Consider the following 15,470-nt stretch of genomic DNA (forward strand, 5'->3'; position numbering starts at 1 on the left):
AAGCTGACCGGGAAGGTCCACGGCGCACGCGGTCAATCGACCGGGCGCTGGGCCTGTTTATCCGTCAAGCTCGCAAGCGATGCGATGCACCGCCCGGGAAATGCTAGATGGTGAGCTGGCGTTGTGGAGGTGGCGATTCCGGCGGTAGCGGCTGGCTCTCGAGCCTGCTGGCACTCGCGGAAAGGTACTGAGGCGCAACAAAAAGCGGTTCTGTATGCGCCAGTCCCGAGCCGGTAAGCGCCAGGGGCGGAAAACAATTCATCGCAACGAGACAATCGAGTGTCATCTCGCAGCAAGGCCCGTGCTGCTCGGCATTGTCCTTATCGGCCATCACCTGCTCGGGCATTGTGTGATTGGGCATGCCTTGCACCATTTCAGCGCAATCAGTCGTTCCGGCCACTTCAATCTGCGGAACAGCTGCCTGTGCTGCGTCCTGCACAAACAGGCCGAAGCTGAAGCAGATCAAAGTAAGAGCACGAATATACGTCACCGGTTTGGGATAGTCCGAACGCATACGATGTGCAAGTCGGTTATCAGGCTGAAGACAAAGGTCAGATTTATGTTTTCGCTTCAGCAAACCCGAAGCCCAAACCTATTGCTCAAATTTGCCTAACAGCAACCTGACTTTGACGCTTCCTCGGTGGGTTCCGATACCTCACGCACCAGATCGCCGGTCTCTTTTTCGTTCGCGTGCCGAGCAATGTCGGCTTGTGAAACGATGCCGCAACATTTGCCACTCTCGTCCACAACAGGAAGCCGCCGAACTTTGTTGTCCTCCATTTTGCTGCGACAATCATCGACACTCGTGTCGGGTGTGACAGTAATCGGAGAGCTTGTCATCACGTCTTCTACCGACGTGTCAGAAGACTTGCCGTCTGCGACGCAGCGACAAGCAATGTCACGATCGGTAATCACTCCGACCAGTGTGCCGGAATCATCTACAACCGGAATTTCGCCGCAGTCGTTTTTCACCATGAGATTAGCGGCCTCCCGTACCCTGGTCGAAGGATTGCAGCATGCAGGATTCGAGGTCATCACATTCTTGGCTTCCATGATATGTCTCCAATTTCTATTAAATACCTGAATATTTGCGTACCATTGCAACGGCGAGGCGCCGGATAATGTTCCTCTCGCATTTCCGGATGAAATCGATATGGACGAACGGGCACGGTCATGCCGAACGAAAGCTGTAGAATGGCATTCGCCACCTCATGGAAGGCGCTAGCATCTGAATAGGCCTTACCCAGAAGCCCAGGAATACAGAAGTATGGGTCCGCCGAGAGGCGTGAGGCACAGGCACCGGCCCGCTTCATTGCTCTTCACAGTCTCCGCAGCGATAGCCGCCCTAATGCAAGTGTCTGCCCGCTTTATGAAGAATTCGCGGCCATCTCTCGTCTCAGTCTTCATGATGTTGAAGATCGGGTAGCAGCGATAAGTAACTGCTTTTTCAATAGTCCGTGTGCGGGACAATCATCGAACGCTCCTATCGATCTGATCGAAAACCATCCTCTGGCCAGTTCCAGACGGCCATTTTCTCAAGGCTCATATCCTCCATCGTATAGGCGATCCCGCCGACGCCAAGCCCGGAGCGGCGCAGCCCTGCAAAAGGCATCCAGTCGACGCGGAATGCCGTATGGTCGTTCACCATCACAGCCGATCCCGCCAGAGACTGTATGCAATGATTGGCGATTGACAGCCGATCGGTGAATATAGCGGCCTGAAAGGCGTAAGGCAGGGCATTGGCCTGCTCGATAGCCAGGTCGATATCGTCATAGCCATACACGCAGATCACGGGGCCGAAGATTTCTTCCTGGGATACCTTGGCACTTTCGGGAGGATCGACAATGACGGTCGGGGAGAAAAGAGTGTCACTCAGACGGCTTCCCCCGCACACCAGGGTACCGCCTGCTGCGATGGCTTCATCGACCCAGCGTTCGACGCGGTCGACTTCCTCCGTCCGGATCAAGGGGCCGCATTGGGTTTCAGCATCGGCGGGATCGCCCACGACCAGCTTTTCGGCAGCTCGCCCCAGGTCATTGGCGAAGTCTTTCAATTCTGCAGCAGGGACGAATACGCGCTGCACGGAAACGCAGACCTGACCCGAATGATAGAACCCGCCTTTGAGCAACGAGGCGATCACTGCTGCGCGCTCCACGCCGCTGTCCACGATGACCGGCGCCGCGCCGCCGTTCTCGAGAGCAATGCGGGTTCCCGGCGCCAGCTTCGAGCGAAGCATCCAGCCGATTTTCGCAGAACCGATGAATGAGAAGAACGCCGTGCGCGGATCGGTTGCCATTTTTTCGGCGACATCGTTGCTGCACGGAGCGAACCGGCACCAGGCCTCGGGCAGGCCGGCTTCATGGAGAATGCTCACGAAGCTCTGGCATGACAGAGGCGTTTCCAGCGCAGGCTTGATGAGAACGGGGGACCCGGCTGCTACCGCCGGTCCGACCTGATGGACGATCAGGTTGAGGGGGTGATTGAATGCCGAGATCGCCGCGACAGGACCGATCGGTTCGCGGAAGGTATACGCCGTCCGTCCCGCACCCGCGTCTGTCAGGTCCATGGGGATCTCGTGGCCGCCGCCATCGCTGAGCGCCTGAACGCACAAGTCGACGCTGTTGATCGCGCGACCGGCTTCCACGCGCGCATCGACCAAGGGCTTGCCGCCCTCCCTGACGATCTGGAGAGCCAGTTCTTCGGCTCGTTCGCGCATGATATCCGCCGCCCGCCGGAGGATGGCGATACGCTCGTGCACGGCAAGCCAGCAACTGCGGTCGCGGTGGAGCAACTGCGCTTCATTCAGCCATTCATCGATTTGAGCCCAGTCAACAAGCGGTACTTCTGCAATCGGCGAGCGGTCGAAAGGATTGTGAACGATCGTTTTCATAGCTCGCACACCTTCGCGCCGAGTTCGTCGATCAGCACCTTCTTGTTTTCGGAATAGTCGACGGGCAGATCGACGATATGCACGCCGCCCGCCTCGAATGCGTCGTTCAGGACCGCCACAAGATCTGCGCTCCGTTCGACCCGGTGACCGGTCGCTCCATAGCTTTGTGCGTAGGTGACGAAGTCGGGATTGGAAAAGGTCAGGCCGTAGTCCGGAAAGCCGAGCTGGTCCTGCTTCCAGCGGATCATGCCGTATGCCGCATCGTTCAGGACGAGTACGACGAGGTTCAGGCCCAGCCTGACGGCCGTTTCCAGCTCCTGCGAGTTCATCATGAACCCGCCATCGCCGCATACCGCGAGAACTCTGCGCCCGGGCGACAGCATCGCCGCCATCATGGCGGATGGAAGGCCCGCGCCCATCGTCGCCAATGCATTGTCGAGAAGGATGGTGCCCGGTTCATTCGCAATGTAGTTTCTGGCGAACCAGATCTTGTAGATACCGTTGTCGAGCGCAACGATATCATCGCGCGCCATTACGCTGCGTACGTCGGCAACCACGCGCTGGGGGACCATCGGAAAACGTTCGTCGTCGCTGGTTTCGGAAATGTGCGAAGCAATCTCGTGATGCAGGGCGGTATAATAGCTGCGATCGCACTGCAGCTTGCCATCCAGGCGGTTTCCCAGCCGCTCGACCGAACCGGCAATGTCACCGATTACCTCCAGCTGCGGGAAATAGACCTGATCGACTTCGGCCGCCTTGTAATTGATATGGATGACGGTCTGCCCGCCCGGCTCCATGAAGAAGGGCGGCTTCTCCACCACGTCGTGACCGATATTGACGATCAGATCGGCCTTCTCGATCGCGCAGTGAACATAATCGCCCGACGATAGCGCCGCGGTGCCCAGATAGAGCTCGTTATCTTCATCGACCACGCCCTTGCCCATCTGGGTGTCGAAGAAGGGAAAGCCGGTATCGGCCACGAATTTGCGCAACGCCTTCGAAGCGCGGCGGCGGTTTGCTCCGGCTCCGATCAGCAGTAATGGCCGCTCAGCCGCGATGATCCGCTCGGCCGCTTCGTCGAGCGCCGCATCTCCGGCGACCGCATAACGCCTGTGATGCGGCGGTATGACCGGTTCGATCGTTTCCTCTTCAGCGATATCTTCCGGAAGCTCGAGCAGCACAGCGCCCGGTCTTTCTTCCTGCGCCAGGCGGAAACCCTCGCGAACGAGCGAGGGGATGCGATTGCCGTTCACGATCTGGGTCGAAGCCTTGCATAGCGGCGTAAACAGCGAAACAACGTCGACAATTTGGAACTGCGCCTGTTTCGATGTCTTTATCGGTTTCTGCCCGGTGATGATGATGAGCGGAAAGGCCCCGAGCGCGGCATAGGCTGCCGGAGTTGTCAGGTTCGTCGCACCAGGCCCGAGAGTTGCGAGGCAAACCCCCGCCTTGCCGGTCAGACGGCCATAGGTCGCCGCCATGAAGCCCGCACCTTGCTCATGGCGCGTCAATACCAATTCGATTGAGGACGTGCGCAGGGATTCCAGCAGGTCGAGGTTTTCTTCGCCGGGAACGGCAAAGATGTATTCCACCTCTTCAGCCTCTAATGCAGCGATAAACAAGTCAGAGGCTTTCATTTTCGATATTCCCTTTTCAGAAGCATGAATGCCCTACGGCAATGCTTTCTCACTACAACCGCAAAGAGAGTCACAGACGCAAGGAGCCCCGCCTCATTCGCACCATGCCGTTCAGCGAATGTTCTGAAATGCGCGTAGCCGCAAAAAGTATCCTAAAAATCATAGCCCTTGGGTTTGGTAGGAAGGTAGGGACTGCGTTTCTTGACATTCCCACCGCCGCAGTATGAGTCCGCGATCCACCTTGTGTGCCCCCACGCGAAACCGGTGCAATTTGCGACATCGGCGAAAATGTTTTGCTTGCCCATCAAGGCATGGCGGAGACAGATATTTTCCCGCGCTGGAATCACGTGCCGATGACATTCGGATGCCTGAATGGCTAGGCCAGTGATCGGCGGTGCAGTTGACCTATCTGCATTGACATGATCGACGAGTACCGGGCCCAGACCTGATTTCTATCGTCCAGAGAATCAGAGATATCTGCCGATCATCCAAGGAACCAATATGTACCGAAGTCTTGGTCTTTCGATCGCCGTTGCAGTCTTCGCGAGCGATCTCATTTCAAAATGGCTTATTGTGAATGTGGTCATGGACCCTGCCCGCACGATAGATGTTTTTCCATTCTTCAATCTGGTGCTCGGATATAATCGCGGTGTTACATTCGGCCTTCTGAGTTCCGGCAATCCAATCGCGCCCTATTTGCTGTCCGGGTTCGCGCTTCTTGTCGTGGGCGTTCTGGCCAGATGGCTCTGGCGCAGTACCGTACGCCTCGAATCCGCCGCGATAGGTTCGATCATTGGCGGTGCATTGGGTAACGTTGCCGACCGACTGGCGGACGGAGCGGTCACCGATTTTCTCGACTTCTATGTCGGCGGCTATCACTGGCCGGCGTTCAATCTCGCAGATGTCGGAATAGTCCTTGGAGTGGCATTGCTTCTCGTTACCTGGTGGTCCGGAGAAACGCAGCGCGACGATGGCACCGCGCCGAAAGTGTAGATTCTGCGCTTTTGCCGAGGCAATCTTTAGGCGGATTTTCTAGCAAGCCCGCCGATGATGCCGCAGTCGGTGGCAGTGCCCCCATCGCAGGCCCGTGCCAGGCCGATCAGTTCCTGTCTCATCGCCTGCAGCTGTTCGATCTGCTCTTCCACCCGGCGCAAATGATTTCGTGCCAAATTCGCAGCGTCCTTGCAATCCCGGTTTGGTGCGTCCGACACTTCGAGCAGCGAGCGAACTTCGGACACCGAAAAGCCCAAACCCCGAGCCCGCCGGATGAATACGAGCCGTTCGACATCGGCGTCTGCGTAAATCCTTCGTCCCGACTGGGAGCGCGGAGCGGGCTTCAGAAGACCGATCTCTTCATAATAGCGAACGGTGTTGACTTTGGTCCCGGTCGCGCGGGCAATTTTTCCTATCTGCATTCTTTAATCCTCGATGATGGCCATCGCAGGGTGTGTGTCTCCGCGACGCAATCGCACATCGGCCGTCAGACTTTCTGCGAAAAGTTCGCAGAAAGTCCTTGATCCTCCAGTAACTGGAGATTGTAAAGCTTAGAAACCATGAGTTTAGATGATTCGGAAGACTGTGGTTGCACCGGCGACCCTGAGAGGGCGGTTGACGATCCGCAATACCGCCGCGCGCTTTGGATCGTGATTATCCTCAATGTCGGCTTCGGCATGATCGAGCTGGCCGCCGGGTTTTTAGCCGCGAGCCAGGCGCTCAAAGCCGACGCGCTAGACTTCCTTGGCGATGGCTCGATCACCTTCATCGGACTGCTTGCGCTCGGATGGACGGCATCGACGCGTGCTCGGGTGGCGCTCGCGCAAGGTTTGTTTCTGGCGGCGCTTGGTGTGAGTGTGATCGGCGCGGCGATCTGGCGCATGTTCGATATGGTGCAGCCGGAAGCCGGCATCATGGGCTGGGTGGGGTTTGTCGCCCTGCTTATCAACCTTGCCGCCGTTTTTGTGCTCGCTCGCTTTCGCAAAGGAGGCGATGCTCAAGCGCGCGCGATATGGCTATTTTCACGCAACGATGCCCTGGCCAATGTCGCGGTCATCGTCGCAGCCGGTTTGGTTTATTGGTTGGGAAGCGCATGGCCTGATATCATCGTGGCCGCTGCGATTGCGTTTTTGTTCCTCCATTCGGCTCTCGAAATTATCCGCCATGCGCGCAGCGATATGAAGACGCAGCAGATTGCATGATGAAATATTTGGCGCGCCTGTCCGGCATTTGCCTGGCCCTTCTGTTGTCGTTCGGCAGCGCGCAAGCGTTGGCGGCAGAACCCAACACGATCTGGCGCTTGCTCGATTACATGGCGGTAGATTATGCAGCTGCCGTCGAGGACGGCGAAGTCGTCAACGAACTCGAATATGAGGAAATGGTCGAATTCGCCGGTTCGGTACGATCGGGTATTGCGGAATTGCCTGAAAGCCCCGGTCGCGTTCGGCTAGAGGCAAACGCGAAGCAACTTGAAGCCGATATCCTCTCGATGGCCCCCGTTGATCAAGTTGCCACGGCAGCCAGAAAGCTCGCTGCGGATCTCCTAGCCATCTATCCGATCACGCTCTCGCCTTCGAGGGCGCCCGATCTTGAGCGCGGAAGACTGCTGTACCAGGAGACTTGTGCCAGTTGCCACGGGGTGTCAGGAAACGGTCGCGGGCCGGCGTCTGCGGGCCTTGATCCACCGCCGATCGCATTTACCGACGTCGATCGCGCGCGCCAGCGTAGCATTATGGGTCTCTATCAGGTTATCGACCAAGGGATCGATGGCACCGCCATGCCCGGTTTCTCACAGCTCTCCTCCGACGATCGTTGGGCCCTGGCCTTCTATTCGGGATCCGTCGCCTTTGAGGCGGCGGACGAAGGGGCGCGTCTATGGAAGTCAGATTCCGAACTACGTAAACGCTTTCCCGATCTTGCCGCTCTCACGAAGATCACGCCGGACGAACTGGCAGGAGAGATCGGGCAAGAGCGCGCGGACGCGCTCATGGCCTATCTTCGGGCCAACCCGTCGGCGATCGCCGATGCAGCGGGGCCTCTTGGCATCACACGTACCCGGCTCGCAGAAGCTGAACGCGCCCACGCGAACGGGAATATTTCCCGGGCCAAGGAGCTCGCACTGTCGGCATATTTGGACGGGTTCGAACCCGTCGAACCGATATTGGCGACACGCAATCCGGATCTTCTGGTGCGTATCGAGAGCGGGATGATGGACTTGCGTGCAGCCATCGACGCAGATCTGCCGACCTCTGCGATAAGCGAACGGATCCGGGCCATCGAGGGTTTGCTCGTACAGGCTGAAAATGTCCTTACGCCGGAATCTGCGACGGGATGGTCAACCTTTGTGGCATCTTTCGCGATCCTCCTCCGCGAGGGTCTGGAGGCATTGCTGATCGTGATCGCCATGATCGCTTTCGTGAGGAAGGCGGGACAGGATCGGGCATTGCGATTTGTCCATGGCGGGTGGACCGGTGCGCTGGTAGCAGGCGCGTTTACTTGGCTTGCGGCGACCTATCTTCTCGACATCAGCGGTGCCGGCCGGGAATCGATCGAGGCATTCGGTTCGCTGATTGCAGCGCTGGTCCTTCTGTCGGTTGGCGTCTGGATGCACGGAAAATCACAGGCAGACAATTGGCAGCGCTATATCCGCGACAAGCTTGGCAAGGCGCTTTCGCGCGGATCGCTCTGGTTCCTGTTCGGGATCGTATTCCTTGTCGTCTATAGAGAGGTCTTCGAAACCATCCTTTTTTACGCTGCGCTGTCCGCTCAGGGAAGTACGGGCTATCTGCTGGCGGGCGCTGCCACGGCCGGTTTGCTCCTTGTCGTCATCGCCTGGCTGCTGCTGCGCTACAGCCGGACGCTGCCGATCGGAAAGTTCTTTGCCTACAGTTCGGTGCTCATCGCCCTGCTTGCGATTGTCCTGATTGGCAAAGGGATCGCGGGCTTGCAGGAAGCGGGTGTGATCGGAATTGCACCGATAGCCGGCGGTCCGCGACTAAGTATGCTTGGAGTTTATCCGACGTTCCAAGTGATTGGCGCTCAATTTGCAATGGCATCCGCACTTTTACTTGGTTTCTGGATTAATCACACCCGAGCATCAAACAATGACCGGTAACGCGATGCAGTGTGATAATATATCTTTCTATTACGGCGTTTGTGTCGACCCAGGTCGGTACATGAATAGCGCATTTGTTCGTTCTTATGCATTGAGCTGCGCGACGGCTTCGGCATTCGAAGAGAATATCGACTTGTGCCATGTGATTGGTCCTGCTAGCGGGGCCAAAGTGTCATGACCCTCCGTATGCCCCTTCTTGCCTTGAAGCCGGTTTTCGCCATGCTGATTCTCTTCGGCCTGGTGTTCAGCGTAAGCGTGGACGCGGCGGTATGCGGGCCTGAAATTGGCGAACTTACAAGTGTCAAAGCTGCAAGTAGCGAGACTGGTCAAGACTTGCCGGACAGCCCGAATGAGCAGCATGGCATCTGCGCCCACGGCCATTGCCATCATGGAGTCCAATTTGCAGGCAATGCGGATATCGGGGCCGGTGAGCGTTCATCCGGTGCACAGCATTTCTTCGAACCCGTCGGCCTGACTGCAGTCCAGCAAGCGATTTTGACGCCCCCTCCTCGAATCTGACGTCCAGTATTGCCGCCGCAATGTCGGCGCGCATTCGGCATGTCAGTAGAGGAAAAATCAATTCATGTTTGCCATTATTTGGCGAGGCGCCCTTTTTGCAGGGCTGAGCCTCGCAGTACTGCCCGGTGCGGTGCGTGCACAAGAACGCGCGGTGTTGACGCTCGACGAAGCTCTCGCGCGTGCGGGGGTGGACGAAAGCGCGCAGGTGCAATCAGACAATCCGCGTTTGATCGGGCCGCAGGCCGAAACGGACGCGGCACGCGCGCTTATCGATCAGGCACGGCTTCGGCCAAATCCTGAGCTTGCCTTTGAAGCGGAGAACATCGCAGGAAGCGGTGCCTTTTCAGGGCTGCAAGCAACCGAATATACGCTGTCTTTGAGTCAGCGCCTCGAGCTAGGCGGCAAGCGGGGCGCACGCATTCGCTCGGCCGAGGCCGAGGCGCGCGTGGCAATGCTTTCTGGAGAATTGTCGGTCGCTGAGCTGAGTCGCATGGTGCGCGAACGCTACATCGAGGCGGTCGCTTCAGCTGCGCGACTGGAACTTGCCCGCGACGTAGTCGAACGCAATCGCGAACTCGCGCGTATAGCTGGCCTGCTTGTCGAAGTTGGCCGCGAGCCGCCGCTGCGCTCGCTTCGTGCAGAAGCGGCCCTTGCTGAAGCCGAGGCGGAGTTTGAAGCCGCGCGAGCTTCAGAGATAGCGGCGCGGAGCGCGTTGGTGGCGCTCTGGGGTGAAACGTCCCCTCCCCCGGACGTGCCATCGGCGTTTCCCGGGATCGAACCTCCTGCGATGCTTCTTGCATCGCCTTCTGCTTTGCGTCTCCAAGTCGCGCGTGCCGAACGCGAGGCGGCGGACGCTGCGATCGACAGGGAGCGCTCTTTGGGTGTTCCCGATCCGGCCATCTCCGCCGGTGTCAGGCGGTTCGAGGAAAGCAGGGATCAGGCCTTCCTAGTGGGCGTCTCGATTCCCCTTCCTTTCCGCAATCGCAATCAGGGTAACATCGCCGCTGCCGAGGCCCGCTTCCGCGCGGCCTCCGCACGCGAGGCTGTCGCCCGCGCGGATTTCGAACTCGAAGTAACCCAGGCGCGCGGCCGCTTTCTCGCCGCCGAGGCTCGTGTAGAGACTCTGTCCCAAACCTCCCTGCCTCAAGCGGAAGAAGCCTTGCGCCTCGTCCGGATTGGGTATCGCAACGGCAGGTTCCCGCTGATCGAGGTTCTGGCTGCGGCCGAAGCCCGCGATGCAATCCGAGAAGCCTTGATCCAAGCCCAGGAAGATCGCGGTCGCCTGGCGGCGCAGTTGATCTGGCTTGGCGCCCAATGAGGAAAATACCCATGAACCGTAAGCGTTTGGCCGTACTGATCGGCCTGATCATTCTTGTTTTTGCGGCTGCTGTAATGCTGTGGCCGGACAACGGCGCAGAACCGCACAGCGAAGAGGAAACCGAAGAAAGCGATCTCCCGGAAGGACTGGTCCTACTCGGCGAAGAGCAGATTCGAAGCTCCGAAATCATGGTCGAGACCGTTGGTGAGGGCTCGGCGGTAGAGCTAGTGTTCCCAGCCACAATCGCCGCTAGCCCCACAGGCAGCGCGCGGATCGATGCGCGAGCGGCGGGCGTGGTGCGGAGCGTTCAAAAAACGCTGGGTGATTACGTCCGGCAGGGTGAAACCATTGCGCGTATCGAAAGTGCGGAAGCGGCAGCTTTGGCATCGCAATTAAGCGCGGCGCGCGCGCGCGTCAACGAATTGTCAGCCGCCTATGAGCGCGAACGCCGGCTTTTCGAAGCCAATGTTACGGCGCGGCAGGATCTCGAAGCGGTGCGCGCCAATCTCCAGGTCGCCCAGTCAGAACTGTCCCGCGCGCAGGCAGCGGTTGCGGCAGCGGGCGTGAGTGGCGACGGTCGGTCTTTGGCGGTTACCAGCCCTCTTGCAGGACGGGTAACGGCGGCGCCTATTGTCCTTGGTTCGTTTGTCGATGCGGGAGAGGAACTCTACCAAATCGTGAATCCTAATGCGATGCAGATCGAAGTCGCGCTCCCCTCTGCAGAAGCGAGCCGTATTCAGCCAGGCGATGAAGCCACGCTGGAACTTGCAGAAAACCGCGAGATCGGAGCGCGGGTCCGCTCCGTCACGCCATCGCTCGATCCTGAGAGCCGCAGCGCGACGGCAGTCCTTTCGCTCACGCGGTCCATCCCCGGTCTTCAACCAGGTGCCTTCCTGCAAGCGCGCATCCGGCCTTCGGGCGAGGTCGACACGGGCCGCATGTCGGTGCCCGAAAGCGCGGTGCAGTCACTCGACGGCCAGGAAGTGGTTTTCGTGCGCACGCGCCGCGGCTTCCAGACCCGTCCGGTGGTGACCGGCGCACGTTCCGCAGGCCGCGTGGTGATCGAATCCGGTCTCGAAGCGAACTGGCGGATCGCAACCGAGAATGCCTTCCTGCTCAAAGCCGAACTCGAAAAAGAGGAAGCCGAACATGGACACTGATCGCATGCAGGAAACGGAGCACTCGCACCGCCACGGCCTGATCGGCATGATCCTAGACATGGCCGTGCGTTTTCGCTGGGCCATGGTCGTTTTGACGATCGGTGTTGCCATCTATGGCGTGATGAACCTTCTTCGGCTTCCCATTGACGCCGTACCCGACATTACGAACGTTCAGGTGCAGATCAATACCGAAGCGCCCGCCCTTTCCCCCTCCCAGGTCGAAACGCAGGTAACCTATCCGGTGGAAACCGGTCTCGCCGGGATCGATGGTCTGGAAATGACCCGTTCGATTTCGCGCAACGGGTTCAGCCAGGTTACTGCAATCTTCGAAGAAGGTACTGACATCTATTTCGCGCGGCAGCAGGTCAATGAGCGCCTGACGCCGATCACCGCTTCGCTGCCCGAAGGAGCAGAACCGGTAATGGGACCTATCTCGACCGGTCTGGGCGAAGTACTCATGTATACGATCGAGTTCGAGCATCCGGGGGGCAAGGAAGCACCGAAGGGCAATGCGGTCGGTTGGCAGTCCGACGGAAGCTTCGTTACCGAACGCGGTGACAGGCTGGATAGCGATGTCGCTAAGGCTGCTTATCTGCGTACCATTCAGGACTGGGTGGTCGCTCCACTCATGCGGTCGGTCGATGGCGTCGCCGGTGTCGATTCCATCGGGGGTTTCCGAAAGCAATATCTCGTACAGCCCGATCCTGCTCGCATGACAGGCTACGGGCTTTCATTCGATGAGGTGATCGATGCGCTGGAAGCCGCCAACCTTGCCGAAGGCGCGAATTTCGTCGAGCGATCAGGAGAAGCCCTGCTGGCTCGTGTCGATGCACGGCTCGGCAGTGTCCAGGACATCGAGCAAGCAGTCATATCTACACGTGGAGGCGTTCCCATTCGCGTGGGAGATGTCGCAACGGTCAGCATTGGCGGTGATCTCAGAACCGGGGCTGCATCGCTGAATGGCGACGAGGCTGTGGTTGGTACCGTCCTCATGCGGGCAGGAGAAAACAGCCGCACTGTTTCAGCCCAGGCCGCTGAGAGGCTTGACGAAGTCCGCGCCTCCCTGCCGCAAGGTGTGGTAGCCGAAATCGTCTACAATCGTTCGTCTCTCGTCGATGCAACGATCGCGACCGTCGAGAAGAATCTCGTCGAGGGTGCGCTGCTGGTCATAGCCATCCTGTTCCTTTTGCTCGGCAACATACGGGCCGCAATTATCGCCGCTCTGGTTATCCCTTTTTCGATGCTGATGGCATCGATCGGCATGAACCGGCTCGGAGTGTCAGGCAATCTGATGAGTCTGGGCGCGCTTGACTTCGGTCTGATCGTCGATGGGGCCGTGATTATCGTCGAGAATAGTGTGGCACGTCTTGCGGCCAGACAGGAGCATGAGGGCCGGCTCCTGACACTTGGCGAACGGCTGACGGAAACGCGGCTTGCCGCGCAGGAGATGATCAAGCCGACTGTCTATGGTCAGGCGATTATCCTTCTGGTGTTCGCACCGTTGCTGACCTTCACCGGAGTCGAGGGCAAGACGTTCTCGCCGATGGCCATCACGGTCATGCTGGCGCTCGCGTCGGCATTCGTACTCTCGCTGACTTTCGTCCCGGCGATGATCGCGATCCTGCTGAACAAAAAACTGACGGAGAAGGAAGTCAAACCGATCCGGATCGCCAAGGAACGCTATGGGCCTCTTGTCCGCAAAGCCATCGCCCGCCCTTGGCCGGTGATCGGGGCCGGTGCCGGCATTTTTGCCGTTGCTGCTCTGGTGTTCAGTTTCCTTGGCAGCGAGTTTACACCGCAGCTCGACGAGCGCGATATCGCGGTGCAATCATTGCGAATCCCTTCCACATCTCTCGAGCGGTCTCTGGCGATGCAGCGGCGAGTAGAAGATCGATTGGAGGAATTTCCGCAAGTGCAGCTTGTATTCTCACGTACCGGTACTGCGGAAGTGGCCAGCGACCCGATGCCGCCCAACGCCTCCGATGCGTATGTGATCCTGAAGCCGCGCGATGAATGGCCTGACCCGGATCTTTCGAAAGATGATCTGGTGGCAGAAATGGAGAGTGCTCTGGGAGGCCTGGTTGGCAATCTCTATGAGTTCAGCCAACCAATCGAACTTCGCTTCAACGAACTGATCGCTGGCGTGCGCGGCGATGTCGCGGTCAAGATCTACGGCGACGACCTGACCGCCATGACCTCGGCAGCGAACGAGGTCGCCGGGATTTTGCGCGAGGTCGAGGGAGCTGCGGATGTTAAAGTCCAGCAGGTCACCGGTTTCCCAACGCTTGATATTGCCTTCGATCGTCCAACGATCGCTCGATATGGGCTGAAGGTCGAAGACGTCGCTCAATCCGTCGCAATTGCTTTGGGCGGGCGGCCTGCCGGGCTGGTCTTTGAAGGCGATCGAAGGTTCGAGGTCGTCGTTCGGCTTTCGGATGCGACACGCGATGATTTCGATCAGCTTGGTGCATTGCCGGTGCTGCTTCCGAACGGAGCGACCATACCGCTGCGCTCGGTCGCCGAATTCCGGGTTGTGGATGGCCTTGCCGAAGTCCGCCGTGAACAGGGACGCAGGCTGGTGATCGTTTCCTCCAATGTGCGCGAGCGCGATCTTGGCTCCTTCGTTGAGGAAGCGAGGGCGAATGTCGAGGCGCAGGTCGAATTGCCCGCTGCAGCCTTCATCGAGTGGGGCGGCCAGTACCAGAACCTTCAGGCTGCGCAGGAACGGTTGCAGATCGTTATCCCGATCGCTTTCGCGGTTATACTCCTGTTGCTCTATATGGCAGTCGGAGGCTGGGTTCCCGCTCTGGCTGTTTTCAGCGCGATCCCGCTCGCCCTCGCTGGCGGCATCTTCTCGCTGGCTCTGCGCGGAATGCCGTTTTCGGTTTCGGCGGCAGTCGGGTTCATCGCCCTCTCGGGCGTGGCGACCCTCAACGGTCTCGTGATGGTGACTGCAATACGCCAGCGTCTGGACAAGGGGATGGCGCTCGATGAGGCCATCGTGGAAGGCGGACTGGCGCGCTTGCGTCCAGTATTGATGACGGCTCTGGTCGCGTCGCTCGGGTTTGTCCCCATGGCGATCGCGACCGGCACTGGAGCGGAGGTTCAACGGCCTCTGGCAACGGTGGTCATTGGCGGTCTGATCACCGCCACTGCGCTCACCTTGTTCGTCCTTCCCGCGATCCTAAAGCTCGTCTTCGCCACCAGAAAGGATGACCGGACGTGGCGTCAACGCTGGTGGGACCGCCTGCGCCGCAACGTCACTCCCGAGGAACGGCAAGAGCTGCAAGAGGTTACGTGAATGGAGAGTATCAATGATTACTAGCCAGCTCAGAGTGACCCTTGCCGGCGCCCTGATACTTTCAAGTGTTCCAGCATCGGCGCAGGATCAGAGCACGCTTGTTCCGATCGCCGGTGTCTGGAGCCTTGGTGAAACGCGGTCTTGTGATAGCGGACCGGCCTGGGTGTTTTTCGCAGATGGCTATTATGCCGAAGTGCAGCTTCCGGACGGTGCCCCCGCCGCCGTCGGAATTTGGCGAGACGAGGGCGATGCCATCGCTTACACCCACGCGCACATGCCATTTGAAGGTCATGAACGGCCGATGCGGGTTCGTCATCTTACCATCGAAGAGCGCACCGCCGAAAAACTTACAACCCGCAACTATCGCGGTGTCACGCGCACGTTTCACCGCTGTCCAGCGAATTCGCTGAAAGTGCCGGCAGGTCAGGACGCACATTGACGCTTTCTTTACGCAATATGCGGGCTTCGCTAGTCCCTATTCGGGTTTCGCGAACCTGCAAGCTTACGGGTCTGCGGCACCGGGAGCGGTCAATTTCC

The 15,470-nt window shown here is 58.9% G+C and carries 13 protein-coding genes; 8 read left to right on the forward strand and 5 right to left on the reverse strand.

The window, feature by feature from the left end:
- Positions 1-103: 103 nt before the first annotated feature.
- From BM173_RS06705 to BM173_RS06720, 4 genes are all read right to left on the reverse strand, one after another.
- A complete protein-coding gene (locus tag BM173_RS06705; protein ID WP_240049144.1) occupies positions 104-490 on the reverse strand; it encodes a hypothetical protein in 387 nt (128 codons plus the stop codon).
- 119 nt (positions 491-609) lie between these two features.
- On the reverse strand, positions 610-1,053 hold the full coding sequence (locus BM173_RS06710) for a CBS domain-containing protein (protein ID WP_090479084.1): 444 nt from the start codon (positions 1,051-1,053) through the stop codon (positions 610-612).
- A gap of 430 nt (positions 1,054-1,483) precedes the next feature.
- Positions 1,484-2,890, reverse strand: coding sequence for an aldehyde dehydrogenase family protein (locus tag BM173_RS06715; RefSeq protein WP_090479087.1), 1,407 nt, complete (start codon positions 2,888-2,890; stop codon positions 1,484-1,486).
- A complete protein-coding gene (locus BM173_RS06720; RefSeq protein ID WP_090479089.1) occupies positions 2,887-4,527 on the reverse strand; it encodes an acetolactate synthase large subunit in 1,641 nt (546 codons plus the stop codon). Before BM173_RS06720 ends, BM173_RS06715 begins: the two co-directional genes overlap by 4 nt.
- A gap of 501 nt (positions 4,528-5,028) precedes the next feature.
- On the opposite strand from BM173_RS06720, the gene lspA reads away from it, so the two are divergent.
- Positions 5,029-5,520 (forward strand): signal peptidase II, encoded by a 492-nt coding sequence (gene lspA, locus BM173_RS06725; protein WP_090479092.1) that lies wholly within the window; start codon positions 5,029-5,031, stop codon positions 5,518-5,520.
- Positions 5,521-5,546: 26 nt separating this feature from the next.
- Here the strand turns inward: lspA and BM173_RS06730 are convergent, their stop codons facing one another.
- Positions 5,547-5,942, reverse strand: coding sequence for a MerR family transcriptional regulator (locus tag BM173_RS06730; RefSeq protein ID WP_090479094.1), 396 nt, complete (start codon positions 5,940-5,942; stop codon positions 5,547-5,549).
- Positions 5,943-6,080: 138 nt separating this feature from the next.
- On the opposite strand from BM173_RS06730, the gene BM173_RS06735 reads away from it, so the two are divergent.
- From BM173_RS06735 to BM173_RS14765, 7 genes are all read left to right on the forward strand, one after another.
- On the forward strand, positions 6,081-6,722 hold the full coding sequence (locus tag BM173_RS06735) for a cation efflux transmembrane domain-containing protein (protein WP_011413839.1): 642 nt from the start codon (positions 6,081-6,083) through the stop codon (positions 6,720-6,722).
- Positions 6,719-8,635: a cytochrome c/FTR1 family iron permease gene (locus tag BM173_RS06740; protein WP_090479097.1), complete on the forward strand. Its 1,917-nt coding sequence runs from the start codon at positions 6,719-6,721 to the stop codon at positions 8,633-8,635. The genes BM173_RS06735 and BM173_RS06740 overlap by 4 nt, the downstream gene beginning before the upstream one ends.
- Before the next feature lie 174 nt (positions 8,636-8,809).
- Positions 8,810-9,154, forward strand: a complete 345-nt coding sequence (locus tag BM173_RS14585) for a hypothetical protein (protein WP_170002815.1) — start codon at positions 8,810-8,812, stop codon at positions 9,152-9,154.
- 64 nt (positions 9,155-9,218) lie between these two features.
- Positions 9,219-10,472 carry a TolC family protein gene (locus BM173_RS06750; protein WP_010412683.1) on the forward strand — a complete coding sequence of 418 codons (1,254 nt, stop codon included), beginning with the start codon at positions 9,219-9,221 and terminating at the stop codon, positions 10,470-10,472.
- 11 nt (positions 10,473-10,483) lie between these two features.
- Positions 10,484-11,632, forward strand: a complete 1,149-nt coding sequence (locus tag BM173_RS06755) for an efflux RND transporter periplasmic adaptor subunit (RefSeq protein WP_011413836.1) — start codon at positions 10,484-10,486, stop codon at positions 11,630-11,632.
- Positions 11,633-11,669: 37 nt separating this feature from the next.
- The gene (locus BM173_RS06760) at positions 11,670-14,933 is read left to right on the forward strand and encodes an efflux RND transporter permease subunit (protein WP_137678839.1); all 3,264 of its coding nucleotides are present in this window, start codon (positions 11,670-11,672) and stop codon (positions 14,931-14,933) included.
- A gap of 13 nt (positions 14,934-14,946) precedes the next feature.
- Positions 14,947-15,372 (forward strand): hypothetical protein, encoded by a 426-nt coding sequence (locus BM173_RS14765; protein ID WP_240956886.1) that lies wholly within the window; start codon positions 14,947-14,949, stop codon positions 15,370-15,372.
- The last annotated feature ends 98 nt before the right edge of the window (positions 15,373-15,470 follow it).

Source organism: Qipengyuania nanhaisediminis (assembly GCF_900115585.1).
Lineage (GTDB): Bacteria > Pseudomonadota > Alphaproteobacteria > Sphingomonadales > Sphingomonadaceae > Qipengyuania > Qipengyuania nanhaisediminis.